The 16168-nt window shown below is 71.3% G+C and carries 18 protein-coding genes and 1 tRNA gene; 9 read left to right on the top strand and 10 right to left on the bottom strand.

The features are described 5' to 3' along the window. Positions 1-62 precede the first annotated feature (62 nt). Positions 63-569 carry a MarR family winged helix-turn-helix transcriptional regulator gene (locus FHS07_RS15130; protein WP_183420708.1) on the top strand — a complete coding sequence of 169 codons (507 nt, stop codon included), beginning with the start codon at positions 63-65 and terminating at the stop codon, positions 567-569. Next, positions 566-1420: a homocysteine S-methyltransferase gene (gene mmuM / locus FHS07_RS15125; RefSeq protein ID WP_183420707.1), complete on the top strand. Its 855-nt coding sequence runs from the start codon at positions 566-568 to the stop codon at positions 1418-1420. The genes FHS07_RS15130 and mmuM overlap by 4 nt, the downstream gene beginning before the upstream one ends. A gap of 340 nt (positions 1421-1760) precedes the next feature. On the opposite strand, the gene FHS07_RS15120 is transcribed toward mmuM, so the two are convergent. After that, positions 1761-2234: an Lrp/AsnC family transcriptional regulator gene (locus FHS07_RS15120; RefSeq protein ID WP_183420706.1), complete on the bottom strand. Its 474-nt coding sequence runs from the start codon at positions 2232-2234 to the stop codon at positions 1761-1763. A gap of 155 nt (positions 2235-2389) precedes the next feature. Here FHS07_RS15120 and ald point away from each other — a divergent pair, with 155 nt between their 5' ends. Next, positions 2390-3475, top strand: a complete 1086-nt coding sequence (gene ald, locus FHS07_RS15115; protein WP_183420705.1) for an alanine dehydrogenase — start codon at positions 2390-2392, stop codon at positions 3473-3475. Positions 3476-3603: 128 nt separating this feature from the next. On the opposite strand, the gene FHS07_RS15110 is transcribed toward ald, so the two are convergent. Next, complete coding sequence (locus FHS07_RS15110) at positions 3604-4287, bottom strand: response regulator (RefSeq protein WP_183420704.1); 684 nt, start codon at positions 4285-4287, stop codon at positions 3604-3606. After that, positions 4284-5888, bottom strand: coding sequence for a sensor histidine kinase (locus FHS07_RS15105; protein ID WP_183420703.1), 1605 nt, complete (start codon positions 5886-5888; stop codon positions 4284-4286). Before FHS07_RS15105 ends, FHS07_RS15110 begins: the two co-directional genes overlap by 4 nt. Before the next feature lie 175 nt (positions 5889-6063). On the opposite strand from FHS07_RS15105, the gene FHS07_RS15100 reads away from it, so the two are divergent. Beyond that, on the top strand, positions 6064-7515 hold the full coding sequence (locus FHS07_RS15100; protein WP_183420702.1) for a cation:dicarboxylate symporter family transporter: 1452 nt from the start codon (positions 6064-6066) through the stop codon (positions 7513-7515). After that, positions 7512-8342, top strand: a complete 831-nt coding sequence (locus FHS07_RS15095; RefSeq protein WP_183420701.1) for an aldolase/citrate lyase family protein — start codon at positions 7512-7514, stop codon at positions 8340-8342. Before FHS07_RS15100 ends, FHS07_RS15095 begins: the two co-directional genes overlap by 4 nt. A gap of 34 nt (positions 8343-8376) precedes the next feature. On the opposite strand, the gene FHS07_RS15090 is transcribed toward FHS07_RS15095, so the two are convergent. From FHS07_RS15090 to FHS07_RS15070, 5 genes are all read right to left on the bottom strand, one after another. Next, the gene (locus tag FHS07_RS15090) at positions 8377-8964 is read right to left on the bottom strand and encodes a DnaJ family domain-containing protein (protein WP_183420700.1); all 588 of its coding nucleotides are present in this window, start codon (positions 8962-8964) and stop codon (positions 8377-8379) included. Then, complete coding sequence (locus tag FHS07_RS15085; protein ID WP_183420812.1) at positions 8961-9794, bottom strand: oxygenase MpaB family protein; 834 nt, start codon at positions 9792-9794, stop codon at positions 8961-8963. Before FHS07_RS15085 ends, FHS07_RS15090 begins: the two co-directional genes overlap by 4 nt. A 129-nt stretch (positions 9795-9923) precedes the next feature. Further along, positions 9924-10457, bottom strand: a complete 534-nt coding sequence (locus FHS07_RS15080; protein ID WP_183420699.1) for a hypothetical protein — start codon at positions 10455-10457, stop codon at positions 9924-9926. A gap of 1 nt (position 10458) precedes the next feature. Then, a complete protein-coding gene (locus FHS07_RS15075; protein WP_183420698.1) occupies positions 10459-10869 on the bottom strand; it encodes a DUF4383 domain-containing protein in 411 nt (136 codons plus the stop codon). Between the two features lie 224 nt (positions 10870-11093). Next, on the bottom strand, positions 11094-11903 hold the full coding sequence (locus FHS07_RS15070) for an enoyl-CoA hydratase/isomerase family protein (RefSeq protein WP_183420697.1): 810 nt from the start codon (positions 11901-11903) through the stop codon (positions 11094-11096). A gap of 153 nt (positions 11904-12056) precedes the next feature. Here FHS07_RS15070 and FHS07_RS15065 point away from each other — a divergent pair, with 153 nt between their 5' ends. Genes FHS07_RS15065 through FHS07_RS15055 form a run of 3 tightly spaced genes read left to right on the top strand, consistent with a single transcriptional unit; the run spans position 12057 to position 13435 of the window. Next, on the top strand, positions 12057-12485 hold the full coding sequence (locus FHS07_RS15065; RefSeq protein ID WP_183420696.1) for a YdeI/OmpD-associated family protein: 429 nt from the start codon (positions 12057-12059) through the stop codon (positions 12483-12485). Between the two features lie 42 nt (positions 12486-12527). Beyond that, positions 12528-13169 carry an asparagine synthase gene (locus tag FHS07_RS15060; RefSeq protein WP_343054733.1) on the top strand — a complete coding sequence of 214 codons (642 nt, stop codon included), beginning with the start codon at positions 12528-12530 and terminating at the stop codon, positions 13167-13169. 53 nt (positions 13170-13222) lie between these two features. After that, positions 13223-13435: a hypothetical protein gene (locus tag FHS07_RS15055; RefSeq protein WP_183420695.1), complete on the top strand. Its 213-nt coding sequence runs from the start codon at positions 13223-13225 to the stop codon at positions 13433-13435. Between the two features lie 119 nt (positions 13436-13554). Here FHS07_RS15055 and FHS07_RS15050 read toward each other — a convergent pair. Then, positions 13555-13627, bottom strand: a tRNA-Arg gene (locus FHS07_RS15050). A gap of 146 nt (positions 13628-13773) precedes the next feature. On the opposite strand from FHS07_RS15050, the gene FHS07_RS15045 reads away from it, so the two are divergent. Next, complete coding sequence (locus tag FHS07_RS15045) at positions 13774-15270, top strand: L-serine ammonia-lyase, iron-sulfur-dependent, subunit alpha (RefSeq protein WP_183420694.1); 1497 nt, start codon at positions 13774-13776, stop codon at positions 15268-15270. A 159-nt stretch (positions 15271-15429) separates the two neighbouring features. On the opposite strand, the gene FHS07_RS15040 is transcribed toward FHS07_RS15045, so the two are convergent. Continuing rightward, complete coding sequence (locus FHS07_RS15040) at positions 15430-15861, bottom strand: MarR family winged helix-turn-helix transcriptional regulator (protein WP_183420693.1); 432 nt, start codon at positions 15859-15861, stop codon at positions 15430-15432. Between the last annotated feature and the right edge of the window lie 307 nt (positions 15862-16168).

Raw genomic sequence — 16168 nt, 5'->3', positions numbered from 1 at the left:
CTCGGCGGGGTGGGCGGCCGGGCATGCGCCCCGAGACCCCGCGGCTCCGGTACCGTCGAAGAATGCCTACCGCGAGCAGCAAAGACGACGAGGTCGACCTCCTCATCGACGCCTGGTCGCAGCTGCTGCCCGAGGTCGATCTGACGCCCCTCGACGTGATGTCGCGCCTGCGCCGCGCGGCCTTCCACCTGTCGAAGCTGCGCGCCAAGGCCTTCGCGAGCGCCGGCATCGCCGTGTGGGAGTTCGACGTGCTCGCCGTCCTCCGCCGCGCGGGCACCGAGCTCAGCGCGACGCGTCTGATCGCGGCCACGATGATCGGCAGCGCGGCCATGACCAACCGCCTCGACAAGCTCGCCGAGCGCGGTCTCGTGCACCGTCGCCCCAATCCGTCGGACGGCCGCGCGATCCTCGTCGCGATCACCCCCGAGGGCGTCAAACGGGTGGATGCCGCGATGACCGAGCTCGTGCGCCTCGAGGCCGACGCTCTGCGCGACGTCAGCCGCGGCGACCAGGCCCTGCTGGCGAGTGCCCTGCGCGTGCTCGCCGCCGGCGAGACGCACGAGGCGTGATCGACCTCGCCGACTCCCTCGCGCGACACCCGGTCGTGCTCGACGGTGGACTCGGCACCCTGCTCGAGGCCCGCGGCAATGACGTGACCTCGTCACTGTGGTCGGCGCGGGTGCTGCGCGACGACCCCGACGAGATCCGCGCGGCCCACGCCGCGTTCGCCGATGCGGGGGCCGAGGTCGTCATCACGGCCTCTTACCAGCTGGGTTTCGACGGGCGGATCCCGGATGCCGACGTCGAAGCGCTCCTGACGCGCTCGGTGTCGCTCGCGCGAGAGGCCGCCGACGTCGTGGTCGCGGCATCCGTGGGTCCGATCGGCGCCCTCCGCGCCGACGGCAGCGAGTACACCGGTGACTACGGATGGACGGTCGAGCAGCTGCGTGAGGCGCACCGCCGCCGGCTGCACGTTCTGGCCGCCGCCGGGGCAGACCTCCTCGCCGTCGAGACGATCCCCTCGCCGCTCGAGGTCGAGGCGCTGGCGCTGGAGCTCGACGACCTCGGGGTCCCCGCGTTCGTGAGTCTGTCCGCTGACAGCACGGGGTTCACCGCTCCCGGCTCGCGTGCCGCGGCCCTGCGCGTCGCGGCATCCGTTCCCGGGGTGATCGCGGTGGGCGTCAACTGCTGCGCGCCCGCGACGGTGCTGTCGGCGCTCGCCGAGGTGCCCGGCATCCCCTCGGTCGCTTACCCGAACACGGGTGAGCGGTGGGACGCCGCCACCCGCACCTGGCACGGCGCCGCCGCCCCGCTGGCCGAGGCCGCCCCGGCGTGGGTCGCGGCGGGCGCACGGCTGGTCGGCGGCTGCTGCCGCTCCACCCCCGCCGACATCGCCGCGATCGCCGCAGCTCTCCGCTGACCCCCGTCCCGCGTGGCCTCCGTGGCACCGCTCTCCGCTGACCCCCGTTCCGCGTGGCCTCCGTGGCACGGGCCTGCGTCGCCAGGATGCACAACGCAGGAATTCCGTGCTGCCGGTGCCGGCCGAGCCCGTGCCCGCACGGTCACGCGGCCGGATCTCCTGCGTTGTGTCGCCATGCCGCCGGTGACCGGTGCCGCGCTCGGCGTGCCGATGCCGTCGTCCTCTCGGACACAACGCAGGACTTCCCGGCACCACGGCCCGTCGCTTTGCACCCGTTCCGCGCCGAAGGCGGAATCTTCCTGCGTTGTGGCGCCCCGCGCCGGCGACGGCCGCGTACGGTTCAGTCGAAGTCCGCCGCGACCGCGTTGCGGTGGTACTCGAAGATGATGCTCGTGCGCGTGGATGCCACGCTGTGGCGCGCGGAGAGATGGTCGACGACGAAGCGGCGCACGGCCGAGGAGTCGTCGACGGCGATGTGCACGAGGAAGTCGTCGGCCCCGCCGAGGAAGAACAGTTGGATGACGTCGGGATGCCGGCGTACGTCGTGCGCGAAGGCGCGGATGCTCTCCTGCCGCTGGCCGGGACGCAGGGTCACCCCCACGATCGCCTGCAGCCCGCGTCCCAGGCGGCTCTGGTCGACGGCCGCATGGAACCCGGTGATGAGGCCCCGGTCCACGAGGGCGCGCACGCGCACGTGAGCGGTGGATGCCGCGACCCCCAGGGCCTCGGCGAGCGCGGCGTTCGTCATGCGGGCGTCGTCCGAGAGCAACGCGATGATGCGCGCGTCGAGCGGGTGCAGGTCGTCATCGGGCATCGTAGATCCTTCGTTCCGCCGGGCGCTGGAGAAGCCCGACGACCGACGATATCGCCGACGTAAGCGGCGTGGTCGAAGAATCCACGGGGAAACACCACGGAAACACGACTTTCTGCGATTCTCTCGGCAACGCTCATCCGCTCGAGGAGGAACCCATGCGCGTCTCCGTGCCGACCGAGATCAAGAACAACGAGAACCGCGTCGCGATGACGCCCGCCGGGGTCGATTCGCTCGTGCACCGCGGTCACGAGGTGCTCGTGCAGGCCGGTGCCGGCGAGGGCAGCGGGTTCCGCGACGAGCAGTACCGTGCCGCCGGAGCCGAGGTCGTCGCCACCGCCGACGAGACCTGGGCGCGCGCCGAGCTGCTGGTCAAGGTGAAGGAGCCCATCGCCCCCGAGTACGGCTTCCTCCGCCGCGACCTCACCCTCTTCACCTACCTGCACCTCGCCGCCGACCGGCCGTTGACCGACGCTCTGATGGCCGCGGGAACCACGGCCGTGGCCTACGAAACCGTGCAGACGCCCGACCGGGCGCTTCCTCTTCTCGCCCCGATGAGCGAGGTCGCCGGACGCCTGTCGATCATCGAGGGCGCCCATCATCTGCTGCGTGCGTCGGGCGGGCGGGGTCTGCTGCCGGGAGGCGTGCCCGGTACGCCGCGCGCCAAGGTCGTCGTCATCGGTGGCGGCGTCGCGGGTGAGCACGCGGCGGCGAACGCCCTGGGACTCGGCGCCCGCGTCACGGTCGTCGACATCTCGCTGCCCAAGCTCCGGCAGATCGAGGAGCGTTTCGGCGGAGCGATCGAGACGCGCGCGTCGACCCGCCTCGAGATCGCCGAACAGCTCGCCGACGCCGATCTCGTGATCGGTTCCGTCCTGATCCCCGGAGCGGCGGCCCCCAAGCTCGTCACCGACGAGATGGTCCGCGCGATGAAGCCGGGGGCCGTACTCGTCGACATCGCGATCGACCAGGGCGGCTGCTTCGAGGGCTCCCGCCCCACCACCCACGACGCCCCGACCTTCCGCGTGCACGACGCGCTCTACTACTGCGTGGCGAACATGCCCGGCGCCGTTCCGCACACCTCCACCCGGGCACTCTCGAATGCGACGCTGCCGTACATCACGCGCATCGCCGACGCCGGGTGGGAGGCCGCGGCATCCGCCGACCCCGCCCTCGCCAAGGGCCTGAACGTGCGCGCGGGCGTCGTGGTGAACGACGGCGTCCGCGCCGCCTTCGGCCTCTGACCGGCTGCGGGCCCCCGCGCGGCACGTTGGGCGTCCGGAACACCCGGGCGGACTTCGAGATCGCCCGCGTGTTTCGGACACTCACCGATCTGCCGCGACCTCTCGGGCGATAACGCGGCAGACGCCGGTCAGCCCCGCACCCACGCGTACGTGATCTCGGGCCTTCCCTGCCCGCCGTAGCGCGGCTCGCGGCGCACGCGCCCGACGTCGGCGAGGTGCTCCAGATACCGACGGGCGGTGACCCGCGACATCCCCTCGCTCTCACCGACCTCGGTCGAGGAGACGGCTCCGGATGCCGTGCGCACGTGCTCGGCCACGGACTGCAGCGTCTCGTCGCTGAGTCCCTTCGGCATGGCCGGCGGCGCGACCGTCCGGAGAGACCCGAGCAGCGCGTCGACCTCGGACTGCGTCGCCTCGCCGGCGGCGCGATCAAGGCCCTCGACGTAGGCGCGGTACGCCTCCAGACGCTCGCGGAACGCCCCGAACGCGAACGGCTTGATCAGGTATTGCACGACGCCGATCGAGACCGCGGCGCGCACGGTCGCGGCATCCCGCACCGCCGTGACGGCGATGATGTCGACGCGCGAGCCCAGCGCCCGTGCGCGCCGGGCGACGTCGAGACCGGTGCCGTCGGGCATGGTCATGTCCAGCAGCACCAGGTCGATGCGGCGCTCGGAATCGGCCAGCGCCGTCAGCGCCGCACGGGCACCCGACGCCTGTCCCACGACCTCGAAGCCGGGTACGCGCGCGACGTAGGCGGAATGCAGTTCGAGCGCCAGGGCGTCGTCGTCGACGACCAGCACGCGGATCATGCCGGCACCTGATCGGACACCACGGGCAGGAACACCCTCACCGTCGTCGGTTCGGCCGCGAGCTGCAGCGTCCCTCCGCGCGCGGCCACGATGTCGCGCACGAGCGCGAGGCCGACGCCGCGCCCGCCCGGCATGTGCGCGGGCTTGGTCGAGGCGCCGTAGGCGAAGGGGTCCCGCAGCGCCGGGTCGAACCCCGCCCCGCTGTCGGAGACCTCGAGCACGGCGTCTCCCTCGCGTTCGGCGAGGGAGACCCTCACCCAGCGGGGGTCGGCGCCCGCCGCCGCGGCGTCCAGGGCGTTGTCGACGAGGTTGCCGACCACCGTCACCGCCTCCGGAGCCGCCAGTGGCACGTGGGGGGCGGGTTCGGCGACGTGGAGGTCGAGGCGCACGCCCCGCTCGGCGGCCTCGTCGAGCTTGCCGAGCAGCAGGGCGACGATGACGGCGTCGTCGTCGTCCGAGACGAGGCGGTCGGCGAGTTCTTGACGGTCCTCGGTGGATGCCACGATGAGGCGCCGTGCTTCGTCGATGCGCCCGAGCTCGAGCAGGGCCAACAGCGCGTGCAGGCGGTTGCCGTGCTCGTGCGTCTGCGAGCGCAGGGTGTCGCTGAGCGTGCGCACGCCCTCCAGCTCGCCGAGCAGGGCCTGCAGCTCGGATCGGTCGCGCAGGGTCATCACGCGTCCGCGCTCCGGCGCGCGCCGGCCGGCGAGGTCCCTCGCTTCCTCCTGGTTGACCAGCAGCACGCGGTCTCCGTTCACGATGGTCTCCTCGACCAGGCGGCGACCACCGGCGATGGCGTCCGCCAGGTCTGCGTCCATGTCGACGTCGTGGGGGTCGAGCGAGACCTGACCGGTGATCGCCGGCGGAAGCCCCAGCAGGTCGGCGGCCTCGTCGTTGTAGAGCACGATGCGTCCGTCGCGGTCGGTGACCACGAGTCCTTCGCGCAGCGAGTGCAGAACGGTCTCGTAGCTCTCGACGAGGCGAGCCAGCTCGCGAGGCGTGTACGACCCGGTCACCCGCCGGGCGCTGCGTCGCACGAAGAGGGCCCCCAGCACTCCGAAGCCGACGATGGCCGCGGATGCCGCGACGATCAGGGGCACACGGGCGGCGAGGTCCTGCTGCACGGCGCCGAGCGTGACGCCCACGGCCACGAGGCCGACGATCGGTCCGGCCTCGTCGCCGCCCTCGCGGATGGGCACGATGGTGCGCACCGAGGGTCCGAGCGTTCCCACGTAGACCTCGGTGAAGCTCTCGCCCGCGAGGGCCTCGGCCCGCGAACCCTGGTACGGCAGGCCGATCTCGGAGCGATTGCGGTGAGTGAGACGGGTGCCGTCGGGCGTCATGATCGTGACGAACGAGAGGTCGGCGTCCGGGAGGATCTGCTCGACCATCGGCTGCAGGCGGTCGGAGTCGCGGGCGGCGGCGAGGGTGGCGATCTCCGCCTCGTGTGCGAACGTCTCGGCCACCGACCGGGTCACTTGCGCGGCCTCGCGCTGCCCGGAGTCGCTCAACTGCACGGACAGGAGCGCGGCGAGCACCCCGGCGACGAGCACGACGACGCCGAGCGACACGAGAGCCAGACGCCCACCCACGCTCAGTCGCATCCTTCGCCCTTTCGCGTCCATGCCGTGAACAATACGACCACAAATCGTCGTGGAGCTCGCCGTCGACCACAGTCATGACATCCACCGGCGGCCCCGCCGGAGACAAAAGACATCTCACCCACCCGGCGCTCCCGCCGGAATTAACAATGACGTTAGAAAGAGGAGATAGGCGCTGATGGCTCTTTCACTCCGCACCACTCGCGACGGTCGGCCTCGCAAGAAGATCGACCCGAACCACTGGCTCTACATCTCGGTGATCATCGCCGTCGTCGGCGGCATCGTCGTGGGCCTCGTAGCCCCCGCGTTCGCGACGACGCTCGAACCGATCGGCAAGGGCTTCGTCAGCCTGATCAAGATGATGATCGCCCCGGTGATCTTCTGCACGATCGTCGTCGGCATCGGATCGATCGCCAAAGCCTCCACGGTCGGCAAGATCGGTGGCCTGGCGATGGTCTACTTCCTGATCATGTCGTCGTTCGCGCTGATCATCGGCCTCATCGTCGGCAACATCATCCACCCCGGTGAGGGCCTCAACATCGCCGGCGCCACCTACGAGGCGGCGGCCGAGCCCACCACCACGCAGGACTTCATCCTGGGCATCATCCCGACGACGTTCTTCTCTGCCTTCACCGGCGGCAGCATCCTCCAGGTGCTGTTCATCGCCCTGCTCGTCGGCTTCGCCCTGCAGCGCATGGGCGAGCGCGGCGCGAAGATGGTCGACGCCATCCGCAACTTCCAGGTGCTCGTCTTCCGCATCCTGGGCATGATCCTCTGGCTCGCCCCGCTCGGTGCGTTCGGCGCGATCGCCGCCGTCGTCGGCAAGACCGGCTTCGCCGCCGTCATCAGCCTCGGCATCCTGATGGGTGCGTTCTACCTCACGTGCTTCGTGTTCATCGTCGGTGTTCTCGGCACGCTGCTGTACGCCGTGACCCGCGTCAACATCTTCGCGCTCATGAAGTACCTGGGCCGCGAGTACCTCCTCATCGTCGGCACCTCGTCGTCCGAGGCTGCGCTTCCCCGCCTCATCGCCAAGATGGAGCACCTCGGTGTCTCGAAGCCCGTCGTGGGCATCACCGTCCCGACCGGTTACTCCTTCAACCTCGACGGCACCGCGATCTACCTGACCATGGCGTCGCTGTTCATCGCTTCGGCGATGGGCGCCCCGATGTCGATCCCCGAGCAGATCGGCCTCATGGTCTTCATGATCATCGCCTCCAAGGGTGCGGCCGGTGTCACCGGTGCGGGCCTGGCGACACTCGCCGGTGGTCTCTCGGCATACCGCCCCGACCTGGTCAACGGCGTCGGCGTCATCGTCGGTATCGACCGCTTCATGTCCGAGGCCCGCGCCGTCACCAACTTCACCGGCAACGCGGTGGCCACCATGCTGATCGGCGCCTGGACCAAGCAGTACGACCGCGAGCGCGTCGGCGAGGTGCTCGCCGGCCGGATCCCGTTCGACGAGAACCTGCTCACCGGCGACGACCACGGGTCGGTCAACACGTCGGCGGATGCCAAGCAGCAGGCCTCGGCCGAGGCCGGCACCGGCCCCGCCACGGTCGACACCGACACGCTCGACGCCTTCCGCGCCAAGGCGGAGGCGGAGGCTGTGGCTCGGAGCCGTTCGTGACCATTGCGCACACCCCGGCGGGGGCGGCTTCGGCCGCCCCCGCCCCTGCGCGTGTGGACCTCGCCCGCACGTGGATGCTGCGCTCGCCCCTCGCGGGTGGCCTCGAGACCACCGCCGACGTCCTCGTGCTCGACCTCGAAGACGGGCTCCCCGCCGGCCGCAAGGCCGAGGGACGCGAGCGGGCGCGTCGCGCCGCGGCCGACGCCCCGGTCTGGCTGCGGATCAGCGCCGCCGGCACCCGCGACGGAGACGACGACCTGAAACTCTGCCGCGACCTCGACGAGCGCCTCGCGGGCGTCGTCCTGGCGATGTGCGCCGGCCCCGACGATGTCGCCCACGTGGCGGACTCCCTCCCGGGCGGCACCCCGATCGTGGCGATGGTCGAGTCGGCCGCAGCACTCCTCGCTGCCCCGGCGATCGCCGCACACCCCGCCACCCGTCGCCTTGCGTTCGGTACGGGAGACTTCCGGCGCGACACGGGCATGGCGGCCGACCGCATCGCGCTGTCGTGGCCGCGCGCGCAGCTCGTGGTGGCCTCGGCCGCCGCGGGGATCGCGGGACCCATCGACGGCCCGTGCGGTCCGATCGAGCAGGCCCGGGATGCCGCGCTGCACGCGGTCGCCATGGGGTTCACCGGCACGCTGGCATTGCGGGATGCCGCCGTCGCCGGCGCGCACACGGGCTTCACGCCGTCGCCCGCCGAGGTGGAGGCCGCGAGGTCGCTGCTGTCGGCGACCCCCGACGGTCCGGTCGACGGTTCCTACGCTCCGACCCTCGCCCGGGCTCGCGCCCTGGTGGAGCGCGCGGAGGCGCTGGCCGCCCTCTGAGCCCGGGCGTCCGAGTCCGCCGAAGGACCGGGCGTCACCGCCGCCCGAACCACCGCCGCTTCCGCACGGGAGTCTCCACCGTCGCCGCCACCTCGCGCGCCCGCCGCCGCGCAGTCCACGCCGCCACCTCGGCCTCCACGTCGACCGTGGGTGTCACCACCGGCGGTCCGCCGAGCAGCTGCCGCCGCGCGTCGATCACCCGACGGTTGAAGTCCTCCACGGCTTCGCGCACCTCGGGCTCGCGCGCGATGGCATCCAATCGCTCCGCCATCTCGGCGTGCTCGACACGCAGGGTGAGGGCCGGTGGCCCGAGCCCGGTGAGCTTCTCCGTCTCGATCTTTCGGCGGATCCACCAATCCGGGTCATGCCCGCCCCCGAGGTCGGGGAGGGGCTTGCCCGCCCCGGGCAGATCGTCGAACTCGCCGCGGCGGATGGCCTGCTGGATCGCGGTCTCGACGTATGCCGCGCGTTCGGCCGACGTCGATCCCCGCGCCGGCCCTGACGCCGTCTCACGCTCAGCCTCGTTCGCCGCCCGCTCGTCGGGCGACGGGGCGAGCCCCGCCTCCCGCAGCCGGCGATCGAGGCGGTACTGCTCGGCCGCCTGACGCGGATCCTCGCTCACGCCGCCTCCCGCTCCAGCCTCCGCAGACGCGCGTACGCCATGTCCTGTGCGCGCGGTCCTGACCCGAGAGCGCGCTCGGTGATGCGCAGGATCACCCGCGTCACCGTCAACACGGGCAGCGGCCACCGCCGCACGCCCAGCATCTTGCGGTAGCGGCGGGGGATGGTCGCCACGGCCGCCGCGAACAGCACGCGATAGGCCACACCCATGACGCCGGGGAACGGTGGCTTTCGCAAGAACCGCACGACCTCGTCGACGCGCTCGCCGCCGCGCAGCTCCCCGCGCGCGTAGAAGCCGTCGATCTCGCCGCGCAGCGCGTCCCGGGTGAGGGGCGGGTCGACGACGCGCATCAAGCGACCGGCCGTCGCCCAGTCCGCGACGTAGGCGTCGGGTCCGCCGGGAATCTGCTTCTTCGACGCCTCGTGGCCGGCGAGGAAGGCGTCGGTGAAGGCGAGATGCACCCACCGGACGAGGTCCGTCGCTTCCGCCGTGTAGGTGCGTTCGGCGCCGTCGCCCGCGCGGTACTCGCCCTTCACCCGCTGATGGAAGCGTCCGACGCGGCGGGTCTCGGCATCCGCCTGGGTCTTCGAGCCGTACGTCAGCGTGATCACCCACCGCACCGTGCCGGTGAGACGGCCGATCGGGTCTTCGCGGTAGCGCGACCAGTCGTGCACCCCCGCGAGGGCCCCCGGGTGCAACGCCTGCAGCAGAAGGGCCCGGATGCCGGCCACCAGCGTGCCCATTCCGGCGTGCACCGTCCACGCGGGGCCGTTCTCGACGAAGTACCCCGCGTCATCGCCTTCGGCGATGTCGCGCACATAGGGGGCCATGCCGGTCGGGTCACCCGCGAGGGCGACCAGGATCTTCCCGCGGAGCGACTGGATCCAGTCGGGGGTGGGGGAGGAGGGGGCGTGTGTCACCCTTCCAGCCTGCCACCGTGTGAGCGGGCGGGCTCCGGATCAGTGACCCTCGTGGGTGATGACCGGAACGGTGCCGTCGTCACGCAGCAGCACGGCGTTCTGAGTCGCCCCGAGGGCCGGCGTGACGACGACGGCGATGACGGCGGCGGCCACGAGCAGGCCGATGACGCTCATCGGCTGCGCCGTCCGGTCGACGACACCGCCGTCGCGACGGGCCCGCCGGAGGTGGCCGGCCGCGGTCCCGCCGACGACGACGAAGAGCACGGATGCCGCGGCGGCGCCCAGGATGCTGGTGTGCGCCGGGTCGGCGAAGACGAGCGCCGCGGTCAGCACCAGTGCCGTGAGCGATCCGCCCAGGGCGGCTCGCGGCACGAGCACGCGACCGGCGGCCAGGACCGCACCTCCCCAGGCCAGGGCGGCGAGTCCGAGGACCACCGCCCCGGCTCCGAGGACGACGGTGACGGCCTCGGAGCCGGGGCGGACGATCGCGCCCGCACCGAGGGCGGCGACGATGAGGCCGGCCCCCCATGCGGACACGGAGGGCCACGACCGCGTGAAGGTCGCGGCGGTCATCTCACACCGCCGCGGTGCGAGGGATGCTGCGCTCGGTGCCGAGGCCGACACCCAGCAGCACGACGGCGCTGCCGAGGTGCAGGAAGTGGTCGGGCACGTTCAGGGCGAGGATGTTCGCCGCCGTTCCGGTGAGGAAGAAGCCGACGACACCGAGCAGCAGGTAGACGGCGCCGACGGTGGTGTTGACACCCTTCGCGGCGCGGGCGTTCGCAAGGCCGGCGACCAGCAGCGCGCCACCGATCAGGAGGTGCGCGATGTTGTGCAGCGGGTTGACCTCGAAGATGCCGAGCAGCAGGCCACCCTCGGTGGCGATGAAACCGACGCCGCCGGTGACGGCGAAGCCGAGCAGTCCGACGAGCAGGTAGACAGCGCCGAAGGCGGTGGCCACGAGGCGATTGGGTGATGAACTCATGATGAATCTCCCAGAGTGTTGGCAGCGACCGTCCGGTCGCCTCACCACATCTTCGGAGGAACACCACGGTTCGGATTGGCCCTCGCGCCCGACATCGGTCTTCGGATAAGGCCCGGAAAACGACAGAAGGCCCCCGAGTACTCTCCGAGGCCCTCCGCAACGGATCCGAAGCTACGAGGTCGTCGTCGGGGGTGCGGGGGGATTGCGCTCCGCACGACGTTCATCTACGCCGCGCGGGCCCGTTCGGCGCGACGCCGGAGGGCGGCGGCGCTGCGCTCGGCGCGGATGGCGTGCTCGCGGATGAGGCGCGCGGCGTCGGGCGACGCGGCTGCGGCGCGGATCGCCTGCGCCTCCGCCTCGAGGTGGCGACGGAACTCCTGCGGGTCCGCGCCGCGGAACAGGGCGCGTGATGCGGCCATGTGAGTCTGCGGACGTGCGGCGAGCCGCGTGGCCATCGCCCACACGGCGTCGTCGAGGTCGGCCGACGGCGTCACGGCGTGGACCAGACCGATCTCCTGGGCCGCCGCGGCATCCAGTCGAAGGCCGACCGCGCTCATGGCGCGCGCACGGGATGCGCCGATGACCCGGGGGAGGAGGTAGGACGCACCGCTGTCGGGGCTCAGCCCGATGGCCTCGTATGCGGTGAGGAACAGGGCGCGTTCGGAGGCGAGGACCACATCGGCGCAGAGTGCGAGCCCGAGCCCGCCGCCCGCCGCGACACCGTCTACCGCCGCGATGATGACCGCGTCGATGTCGGACAGGCTCGCGAGCGCGCCGTGGAATGTCGTCGCGAGTTCGTACACGTAGTCGCCGAGGTCGTCGGCCGCGGCCATCTCGACCACGTCGCCGCCGGAGCTGAACGTGCCCCCGTCGCCGCTGAGCACCACGACGCGCGGTGAGATCACGGCGATACGCTCCACGACGCGACGAAGAGCTCGCGCGAGCTCGAGGTTGATCGCGTTGCCGTCATCGGGTCGGTTCAGGGTGACCCGGGCCACGCCATCGGAGACGTGCAGTCGTACGGATTCCGTCATGTTCTCAGCCAGTCGTCGGTGCGCCCCCACCGGCGGCTCATGCATTCCGCACCGCCGCTACGTGGTCTTCGGAGCCTGAGGGGGAGCGGATTGTCCGACGCGGGTGCGGACGTTTCCGCGCCGCCGACGGGAGGCTCTGGCACACTGTGCGGCATGCGCTTCGAAACGCCCCTCTCGCAGATGGGGAACAACACCGGCATCGAGGTGCCGCCTGCGGTCGTCGACGAGTTGGGCGGCGGAAAGCGCGCGGCCGTCGTGGTCGACGTCAACGGCTTCGTCTACGCCAGCACGATAGGGGTGATGGGCGGGCGTTTCCTCATTCCGTTCTCGTCCGACAAGCGGGCCGCCACGGGATTGTCCGGTGGGGATGCCATCACCGTGACGCTGACGCTCGACACGACGCCGCGGACGATCGAGGTCCCCGACGATCTCGCCGCGGCGCTGGCCGAGTCCGGTGCACGCGCGTCGTTCGACGCCCTGTCGCCGAGCGCTCGGAAGGCGCACGTGACCGGCGTCGAGTCCGCGAAGGCAGCGGACACCCGCGCGCGACGTATCGCGTCCGTTGTCGAGAAGCTGTCCTGAGTGCGGCGCCCCCGCGGACGATAGCCTGGGGCAGGAGGTTCCGTGGGGCGTACGAATGAGGCCATTGCCGAGGGGCTGTCGATTGCGACGGCGGCGGCGCGACTCGCTGTGCGCAATCGCATCCTCGTCGAGACGATCGCCCGGGGCGGACAGTTCGACGGCGACGTTTTCGCCGAGTTCGCCCGCGCCGTCCTCAGCTCGCTCGCCGACGAGCAGGACCAGGCTGCCGACCGGGTGACGCACCAGCGCAAGCGCGCGTGGGGGCGGTTCTCCGACTCCTCGGGCACCCACGACTATCGCGACCGCGACACCCGTAATCTCCGACGGCGCGCGAAGCAGTCACGGGGAGTCGCGAAAGAACTGCGCACGTTCGCGGGTGATCCGGAGCGGGTGGCGAGTCTCGTCGCCGACGCGCGGATCGCGGCCTGGGGCGACGTCGAGGCGAACCTGAGTCAGCGGCTCGATGTCGAGGGCATGACGGCGGACGCCGATCCAGAGTACGCCCAGATGCGCAAAGCCCGCATGGATGCCCTGCGCATGGTCGATCTCGCCCGTCTTGCCTCGCAGGCGAAACGACGGGCGAAAGACAAGGCCGTCGCAGACGAGTCGGCATCGGATGCGACCCCTCCGCCCACGACGGGCGGCGGCAAGAACGGCAAGAAGAAGAAGTCGGCCGCGCGCTGACCGTGGTCACGCCCCGGCCGCGGTAATCTCGGCCGCGAGGGAAGGTGGATGCCATGGCGGAGCGACGGTTCGGTCGAAAGGCGCGGGTACCGCGTCCCGGTTATGCGCTGGTGTCGGTGAGCGCGCGAGATGCCAACGGCTTCGTGCACCACTACGACGACATCGAGGCGCCGCTCGGCTCGCTCCGCGAGTCGCTGGCGATCCTGCACCTTCACTCCGCGGAGATGGATGCCGCCCATCGCGGCGAGGCGTCGGCCTCGAGCTGAGTCGATGAACGGGCGCCGGGGTCGGTGCCCGCGCCGCGCGCGTCCTTACCCCCGGGAACGAAAAAAGTCCCGGCCGGAGTTTCCTCACGGCCGGGACTGATCACTGTCTCAACACAGTGTGCGCCCGAAGGGACTCGAACCCCTAACCTTCTGATCCGTAGTCAGATGCTCTATCCATTGAGCTACGGGCGCAGGGCCTCCGCGCGAAACGGCGCGCAGGCCGTGGTCCAGCATAGCCGGGACCGTGGGGGACGTCTAATCGGCCCCGAACGTCACGCATCCCGGGCGTGGCGCGGAGGTGACGGGCCGGTGTCGGGACGGCGACGTACGCTGGCGGGATGAGCGCATACACCTCCGCGTTCGAGCTGTTCTCCATCGGGATCGGACCCTCGAGCTCCCACACCGTCGGCCCCATGAAGGCCGCTGTCGATTTCGTCACCCGGCTGCGGGCCGACGACGCCCTCGAGCGGGTGGCATCCGTCTCCTGTGCCCTCTACGGCTCGCTCGGCGCAACCGGTATCGGCCATGGCACCCCCGACGCGGTCGTCGCGGGGTTGCAAGGTCTCGATCCCGAGACGGTCGATCCGGATGCCGTGCGACGGGCGTGGTCGGACTGGCCCGATGGGCGCCGCCTCTCGCTGGCCGGCGCGCACGAGATCCCGTTCGCGAAGGCCGACATCTCGCTCGAGCCCCGAACGCGGCTGCCCGGTCACCCCAACGCGATGACCCTCGTCGCGCGCGACGCCGACGGCGTGGTCGTCGCCGACGACACCTACTACTCCGTCGGCGGAGGCTTCATCCGACGCGACGGCGAGCCGGCGCGGGTGTCTTCGGCACCGATGCCCCTCGCGTTCGACGACGCGGCCACCCTCATCGCCCTGTGCGACGAGCGCGGCATCACGATCGCCGAGGCTGCGCGGCTCAACGAAGAGGCGCTGCGCTCCGACGAAGACATCGTCGCCGGCCTCGACCGCATCTGGGACGCGATGGCGGCCTGCGTCAACGCGGGGCTGCAGAACGACGGCGTGCTGCCCGGCATCCTGAAGGTCAAGCGGCGGGCCGCCGTCATCCGCGGTCAGCTCGATGCCATCGAGGCCGAGGGGCACCGAGAACTCCCGGGGGAGTGGCTCGGCGCCTTCGCCCTCGCCGTGAACGAAGAGAACGCGGCGGGCGGGCGCGTCGTCACCGCACCGACGAACGGAGCGGCGGGCATCTTGCCGGCCGTGGCGATGTACTGGTGGCGTTTCCTCGCCGATTCCGGCCTCGGCATCGGCAATGCCGTGACACCGCACGGCGAACTCGTCGGCAGCGCGTTGCTCGGCTACGACGGACACGCGGTCACCCGCAACGAGGTGTCGGAATGGGATGAGGGCGACGTCGCCGAGGCGAACCGCCGACGGGGCATCCGCCGTTTCCTGCTGACGGCGACGGCGCTGGGCTCGCTTTTCAAGGCCAATGCGTCGATCTCGGGGGCGGAGGGCGGATGCCAGGCCGAGGTCGGCTCCGCGTGCGCGATGGCGGCGGGCGGCCTCACCGCCGTCATGGGCGGCACGAATCGGCAGATCGAGAACGCGGCCGAGATCGCGATGGAGCATCATCTGGGCCTCACGTGCGACCCGGTCGGGGGGCTCGTGCAGATCCCGTGCATCGAGCGCAACGCGATCGCCGCGTCCACGGCCGTGACCGCCGCGCGCCTCGCCCTGCGCGGCGACGGCAGTCACTACGTGTCGCTCGACGCGGTCGTCGAGACGATGCGTCAGACGGGCATCGACATGTCGACGAAGTACAAGGAGACCAGCGAGGGCGGCCTCGCGGTCAACGTCATCGAGTGCTGAGGCGAGGTTCCCGACCGGATCCGGCAAAGCCGCAGGGGTTTCGCGAGACCGCATCGGATCGCGGGTCAGGGCATGCGGGCTCGGCGAACGGATGCGGTTTCGCTGCCACGGGGCGAGTCGCGACCCGCGACGTCCGGTCGCGAACGGCCGGTGGTGCGGTCAGTCCCCGTCGCGCAGCTTCGCGGTGAGGGCGTGCAGTTGAGCGAGCTCGTCGTTGTCGAGGCGCGCCATGCGCTCGGCGATCGAGCGACCGTGCGCGGCGGCCAGGCGCCGGAACACCACGGCACCGTTCTCGGTCGCGGTCACGAGCGAGCCGCGACCGTCTTCCGGGTCGGCGCACTTGGTCAGCAGCCCTCGCGTCACCATCCGCTCCACCAGGCGCGAGACGCTGGGCTGGCTGATGAGCATGTTGCCGGTGACGTCGCGCAGGCGGGCCGTCATCTGCGGCGCCCGCGTGACGGTGAGCAGCACGTCGTACTCCGCCTGCGTCAGGTCGGTGCTGTCGAAGTCGCTCCGGATGTCCTCGAACACCTCGTGCTGCGCGCGGAAGAGGCTCTCCCATGCCTGCACGGCGAGGCGTCGATCGGTCATCCCTTCAGCGTAGAGCCGACCGCGCCCGTTCCGCCGGGACGTTTCGCCCCTTGCGCCGGGTGAGGTATGACGTGATGCGGGCGCCGCACAGAGTAAGGGCCGGTCGGAGAGGCTTCCGACCGGCCCTTGTCCCTGCACCAAGAGTGTCCTGCAATCACATGTCGGTAGCTGCCACAGCAAAACAACTACCGTGCGAGCACTCTATAACGGTGGGGTAACGGAAGGGAAGAGGTCGCCGTTACATTTTCGTGACCGATCTCCACGGGGTGTTCCGCTGGCTCCGTCACGGCCCATCGAAGCCGCACCG

The sequence above is a fragment of the Microbacterium proteolyticum genome (genome assembly GCF_014192415.1).
Lineage (GTDB): Bacteria > Actinomycetota > Actinomycetes > Actinomycetales > Microbacteriaceae > Microbacterium > Microbacterium proteolyticum.
This window is presented reverse-complemented; position numbering and strand designations above follow the sequence as displayed.